This is a genomic window from Actinoplanes sp. NPDC051851, from assembly GCF_040681165.1.
Classification (GTDB): domain Bacteria; phylum Actinomycetota; class Actinomycetes; order Mycobacteriales; family Micromonosporaceae; genus Actinoplanes.
Genome location: NZ_JBFAYF010000140.1, coordinates 1 through 5,769, shown reverse-complemented (window position 1 = coordinate 5,769; position 5,769 = coordinate 1). Strand labels below are relative to the sequence as shown.

Annotated in this window: 4 protein-coding genes and 1 pseudogene; all 5 read right to left on the bottom strand. The window is 67.8% G+C overall.

What is annotated here, in order from left to right:
* Nucleotides 1–80: 80 nt before the first annotated feature.
* The gene (locus AB0M08_RS47070; RefSeq protein ID WP_364508782.1) at nt 81–833 is read right to left on the bottom strand and encodes a hypothetical protein; all 753 of its coding nucleotides are present in this window, start codon (nt 831–833) and stop codon (nt 81–83) included.
* A 681-nt stretch (nt 834–1,514) separates the two neighbouring features.
* Nucleotides 1,515–2,891, bottom strand: a complete 1,377-nt coding sequence (locus tag AB0M08_RS47065) for an RICIN domain-containing protein (RefSeq protein WP_364508779.1) — start codon at nt 2,889–2,891, stop codon at nt 1,515–1,517.
* Complete coding sequence (locus AB0M08_RS47060) at nt 2,888–4,324, bottom strand: RICIN domain-containing protein (RefSeq protein WP_364508777.1); 1,437 nt, start codon at nt 4,322–4,324, stop codon at nt 2,888–2,890. Before AB0M08_RS47060 ends, AB0M08_RS47065 begins: the two co-directional genes overlap by 4 nt.
* A 64-nt stretch (nt 4,325–4,388) precedes the next feature.
* The gene (locus AB0M08_RS47055; RefSeq protein WP_364508774.1) at nt 4,389–5,429 is read right to left on the bottom strand and encodes a substrate-binding domain-containing protein; all 1,041 of its coding nucleotides are present in this window, start codon (nt 5,427–5,429) and stop codon (nt 4,389–4,391) included.
* A gap of 52 nt (nt 5,430–5,481) precedes the next feature.
* Nucleotides 5,482–5,769: pseudogene (locus AB0M08_RS47050) on the bottom strand (methyl-accepting chemotaxis protein); the annotation flags it as partial.

Here is a 5,769-nt window from a genome sequence, read left to right as displayed (position 1 = left end):
TCGCTCGAAAGATCACGCGATGGCCGCGTTCTATGCCGGACAGGATGTCCGACGATCACGCCAACCGCGTTACACCACTATCAGGGACTCCACCGGAGCAGATCGGCGCTGATCGCCGGCGCCGCCGTGCTGCCCAGCCACGCCGCGCGCTGGTCAGCATCGAGCGGATGCAGCAGCTGGGCAAACCCGAGAGGTACGCGCGCGCCGGGGCCGCTGAGCGACTGACCGATCTTCTCGTAGAACGCGGCGACGCCGTTGCTCTCCCGGGAACGCCGAAACAACGCCGGCGACAACGTCAGCTGCACCCGCTCGTCGTCCGGCGGTTCCGGCGGCTCGGCAATCGGGTCCCACCGAGGTGGAGTACGCCAATGACCTTCCCGCCAACCACGAAGCCATCCGGCGGTCTGTTCCGACAGCGGGTCCAGACGCTGCCAGCCGTCAAACGCCTCAGCGCGCGGATCCGCGAGGTACCCGTCATTCACGTCGAACGCATCCTCGTCGGCACGATGCAGCCCGTCGACGAGCCGCAGGCTGGTCACGTGACGATCGGCATCGGTCTCAACTTCGACCTCCCCGACCAGGACATACTGGCGAAGCGACCACGTGCCACCCGCGAAGGCGCTCACCAGGCCCACGCCGAGCACCAACTCGTCGTCCTCCTTGCGAGCCTTGCTGACAAACGACTGGAACTGCGCAAACAGCTCGTCGGTCGCCTGCGCGCCGCGCCGATCGTGCGCCCACGCCTCCCACCGCGGCAACCAGTCCTGCATGGCCCGTACGACTTCCTCCGGGGTACTGACACCGGAACCCGGACGATCGACCAGGGCCGGCACGGCCCAAGGGTCGTCCAAATCCGTGCCGGCGCCGAGCCAACCGTCGAGGACCTCCGGGGGGTTCGGGTGCGGCCTGGGCACTGACCGTGCAAGGGACAAGAACGCACCGACGTCACAGGCGGTCTGAAGTGGCAGGAGACCGTGCAGCCAGATCGGCGAAGCCTCCTTGAGCGAGTCACGGCCTCCGCGGGAACTACGCTTGACGAATCTGAGCTAGGTGATGAGACGTCGGGTTCGGCTGATCAGATCAGAATCGGTCGGTGAGATCGGCTCCGGCACACGTTCCTCCTTCGCAGCACAGCCATACAGAATGTGCCGAAAGGACTACTCGAAGCAATATCGGCGTGCGTGAGTGAATGACCTCGCGCCACGCCCGCGGCAACCTGGCACTCTCGGGTCTGGCCGCCTGGTCGATCACCTGAATGGCGAAAGCCACACCAGTGCAGTCCGGATCGAGTGCGTGGCACTGCCCCGCCACGGGGTTCGTGCTGGCAGCAGGCATGCGACCCAGATGCCGGTATCCTCCGCGACGACATGCCGATCATGCACGCCGAGCACGGAGGGTCGAAGATACATAACGGATCCCGCCACAACCTCGAGGGACGGACCCGACGGTGGGCGTACCCATGAAGCGGAGGCCGGCGGACCGGCCTCCGCGAGAGGTGCGCTGAGGGTGAGGGGTCAGGAGGCGGTGCGGGTCCATTGCTGGGTGGTGGCGGTGGAGCAGGTGGCCTGCTGGATGTCGACGGCGTCGGAGCCCAGGTCGAGGCACTTGCCGGAGTGGCGGGCGACCAGCTGGTAGTAGCTGCCGGTGGCGACCCAGGACCACTGCTGGTTGGATCCGGTGCCGCAGGTGTACTGGATGATGTTGGCGCCGTCGGCGGTGGAGGCGGAGGCGACGTCGAGGCACTTGCCGGAGTTGCGGTTGATGACGTGCAGGTAGCCGCCGCCGTTGGAGCGGAACTCCCACTGCTGGTTGGTGCCGCCGGTCGACGTGTACGTCTTGATCTCGGCGCTGTCCGCGGTCGAGGCGTTCCAGGCGTCCATCAGCTTCGACGTGCTGCGGTTCGCGACCGTGTAGTAGGTCTGCGCGGTGCCGGTGACGGTGCCCGCCGAGGCGTCGACGGTGATCGTCGGGTACCAGGTCAGGCTCATGCTCGTCGTGGACGGGAAGCTGATCGGGAGCCAGACGTACTCGGAGGAGTTGACCGTGCCGCCCCACGCGCCGGCCCAGCGGTCGCCCATGTAGAGGAAGCTGTCGCCGAGCTGCAGCACGTACGCGGGCTGCGAGGCGTACGTGGTGGAGTCGCCCACGTTGGTGAAGGCGGTCCACGGGCCGGAGATGCTCGACGCGGTGGCGTACTTGGCCTGGTTGGGGTACCAGCCCGAGGTGCCGGACGTCAGCATGAAGTAGGTGCTGCCCCGCTTGAACAGGGCCGGCGCCTCACGCGAGTTGTCGTTCCAGAAGTTGCCGACCAGCGTCGACACGTTCAGGTAGTCCGCGGTCAGCTTGTAGATCTGCAGGTCCTTGTTCTCGTCAGCCGCCGAGATCATGTACGCGTCCGTCCCCTCCTGGTAGAGGGTGATGTCCCGCGACATGTACGTACCGAACGGCTGGAAACTGCCCTGGTACGTGTAGTCCCCGTCGACCGTGTCGGAGACGGCCACGGCGGCACGGGCCTCGGCGTAATCGGTCCCGTTCTCCTTGTGCATCCACATCACGTACTTGCCGGTGGAGGCGTTGTAGATGACCTTGGGGCGCTCGATCTTGGCGGAGGCCAGCTCGGTCGCGGAGGACTGGGTGAGGACGTTGTTGCGGAACTCCCAGTTCAGCAGGTCGGTCGAGCGGTAGACGCTGACCGCGTAGAACGTGTCGTCGGAGTTGCGGTTCTCGCCGAACCAGTAGTAGTAGCCACCGACCTTGATCACACCGCCGCCGTGGGCGTGCACGCCGCCGAGCTGGGTGCCGTTGGTGATCGTGACGGAGGCCGCCAGCGCCGGCGTGCCGGGCAGAAGGACGAGCATCAGGGCGGTGAGAACCGCGAGGACCTTCTTCATACCGCGCTCCTCGACCACTGCTGGTTGGTGCCGCCGTTGCAGGTGTACTGGTCGATGTCGGTGCCGTCGGCCGTTCCGGCGCTCACCACGTCGAGGCACTTGCCGCTGTGCCGGGCGACCAGCGTGTAGTAGCTGCCGGACGCGACCCAGGACCACTGCTGGTTCGTACCGGAGCCGCAGGTGTATTGAATGATGTTGGCGCCGTCGGCGGTCGAGGCCGAGGCGACGTCCAGGCACTTGCCGCTGTACCGGTTGACCACGCGCAGGTAACCGTTGCCCAGGTCCTCGAAGGACCACTGCTGGTTCTGGCCGCCGTTCGAGGTGTACTGCTTGACCTCGGCGCTCTCCGCGGTCGACGAGCTGACCACGTCCATCAGCTTGCCGCTGTTCCGGTTCGCCACCGTGTAGTGGGTGAGCGCGGTGTACCCGCTGGCGTCCAGGCCCCAGGAGTAGCGCAGCAGGTTGCGGCCGGAGGCGTTGGTGGTGGAGAGGGTGAGCGCGGTGCCGGAGCCGGAGATCTCCTGCAGGCGGTACGGGTCGGCGATCCGGACGCCGGGCCAGTAGACGGTGCCCAGCCCCTCGGCGCGGGCCTCGGCGGCGACACCCCGGTAGAACGCGACGAAGTTGTCCGTGGAGGACGGGGTGTTGTAGTCCCGGCCATCGGTCATCATGGTGCCGAACTCGGTGATCAGGACCCGGTCGGCGTACGACCCCACGCTGGTGCGGAGCGCTTCGCGCCAGGAGTCCTCGGTGACCCGGGCCGTGTCGAAGAACCGGTAGATGTGCCGGGAGATGAGGGTGCCGTCGAAGCGGCTGTCGGTCGCGATCGTGGTCAACCGCTGGTTGTAGCCGGCGCCGCTGACGATCACGCGGCCCTTCGGCACGCCGCTGTAGGTGCTGAGCCACTGCGCCGCGATCGTCTTCCAGCCGTCGTCCGTGTACCCGTACGGCTCGTTGAAGGGCTCGAAGTAGACGTTGGCGTCGGACGAGTACTTGCTGACGATGGTCGACCACATCGACCAGTACTGCGTGGTGTCGTCGATCAGCCCGTCCCGGCTGGAGTCCGCCTCCCAGTAGCTCAGGATGACCTTCAGCCCCAGACTGCTGGCCTTGTCGATCGCCCCGGTGTACGACGACCAGTACGACCCGGAGACCGTCGGGTAGTTCACCGGCATGCGGACCGTGTTCACGCCCAGGTTGTTCACGAACCCGGTGAGGATCGCGTTCGCCTTGGTCTGCGTGGTGGCGTAGCTGTCCGAGGTGCTCAGACCGCCCAGGACCAGGGTGTCGTCGACGAAGTTGTCCCGCTCGTCAGCCCAGTTGACGCCCCGGAAACCGGTGGTCGCGGCTCGCGCCGGTCCGGTGCCGAACGGCGCGATGATTCCGGTCGCGAGCAGCGCCGCGACCAGCACAAAGGAGAATCTTGCTCGCATGCAACATTGGTAACGCAGGCGACACATTCACAGCCATGAGTCGAACTCAGAAGGTCAGAAACGTTCAGACTCGAACTTTTCTGAAGAGCAGCGAGGACTCCCGTACCAGCAGCTCCGGCGTCAGCAGCACCCCCTGCGGCGGCCGCCGGTCCCCCGACTGCAGCCGGGCCACCATCAGCTCGACCGCGACCCGTCCGACGTGGTGCTTCGGCGGCCGGACCGCGGTCAGCGCCGGCTGCGCGAGATGCGCGATCTCGTCGTCGTAGGCGACCACCGCGAGGTCACCGGGCACGTCCAGACCGGCCTCGTGGCACGCGCTCACCACCGCGATGGCGTCCGGGTCGCTGTGCACGATCAGCGCGGTGACACCCGCCCGGCAGGCCCGCACCGCGGCCTCCGGTTCACCCGGGACCAGCAGATCATCGATGCCGTTCCCACCCTTCCTGAGGTACGCCGAGGTCGGGCTCCCGCCGGAGAGCATCAGGCCGATCCGGTCATGCCCCTGCTCCCGCAGATGGTGCACGGCCATCTCCATGCCGAGGGTGTGGTCGCTGCGTACCCACTCGATCCGGCGGGCGGCCGGCGACCAGCGCCGCGGCTGGCGCTCGACCAGCACGGCGGGGACCGGCAGGCCGCCGATCCAGTCGAGCATCTCGTCGGCGCCGGGGCCGTCCAGGTTGGGCGCGAGCAGGAGGCCGCGTACCTGCTGCTCCTCGACCAGGCGCCCGATCTGGCGGCGGTCCTCGTCAGGGTCATAACTGGAGCCGCGCAGCTGGATGGTCACCCCGAGGGCCGCGGCGGCCGCGCGGGCACCGGCCACGATCGGCGGCCAGTAGAAGTCGAGCGACGGGACGACCATCCCGATCGGGAACCCGGCGGCCGGGGCGGGTCGCGGGCGGCGAGGTGAGGTGGCGGGCAGGGTGGCGCCGCCGTGCACCCGGGTGACCAGGTTGCGGGCGGCGAGCGCGGCGATGTCCCGGCGGATGGTCAGCTCGCTGACGCCGAGGTCGCGGGCCAGTTCGCGGACGCGTACCGCCCCGCAGCTGCGCAACTGGGTGAGCAGCCGCTCGTGCCGCTGCACCTGGAAGAGCCGATCCACCGTCACGCCGCTCCCGATCCCCATCCAGATCGATATGTGGCGATGTTAACGTAAACGTTCAGTACTTGAAACTGTTGACGATGGCGGTCATCTCGGTGGAGAGCCGGTTCAGGTCGGCGACCGCCTCCCGGGCGCTGCGCGCGTTCGCCGACGCGGCCCGGGCCACCCCGGCCACGTCGTTGATCGCCTCGGCGACCAGGTTGGTGTTGCCCGCCGCCTCGGTCACGCCCCGGCTCATCTCCTGCGTCGTGGCGGTCTGCTCCTCGACGGCCGCGGCGATCTGCGTGGTGTAGTCCCCGATCGTGGAGATGACCTGCGCGATCTCCGCGATCGCGGACGCCGCCGT

What these genes read in the sequence shown, in the direction of transcription:
- AB0M08_RS47065 (WP_364508779.1), bottom strand. Translation starts at nt 2,891, where the DNA reads ATGAAGAAGGTCCTCGCGGTTCTCACCGCCCTGATGCTCGTCCTTCTG.
- AB0M08_RS47060 (WP_364508777.1), bottom strand. Translation starts at nt 4,324, where the DNA reads ATGCGAGCAAGATTCTCCTTTGTGCTGGTCGCGGCGCTGCTCGCGACC.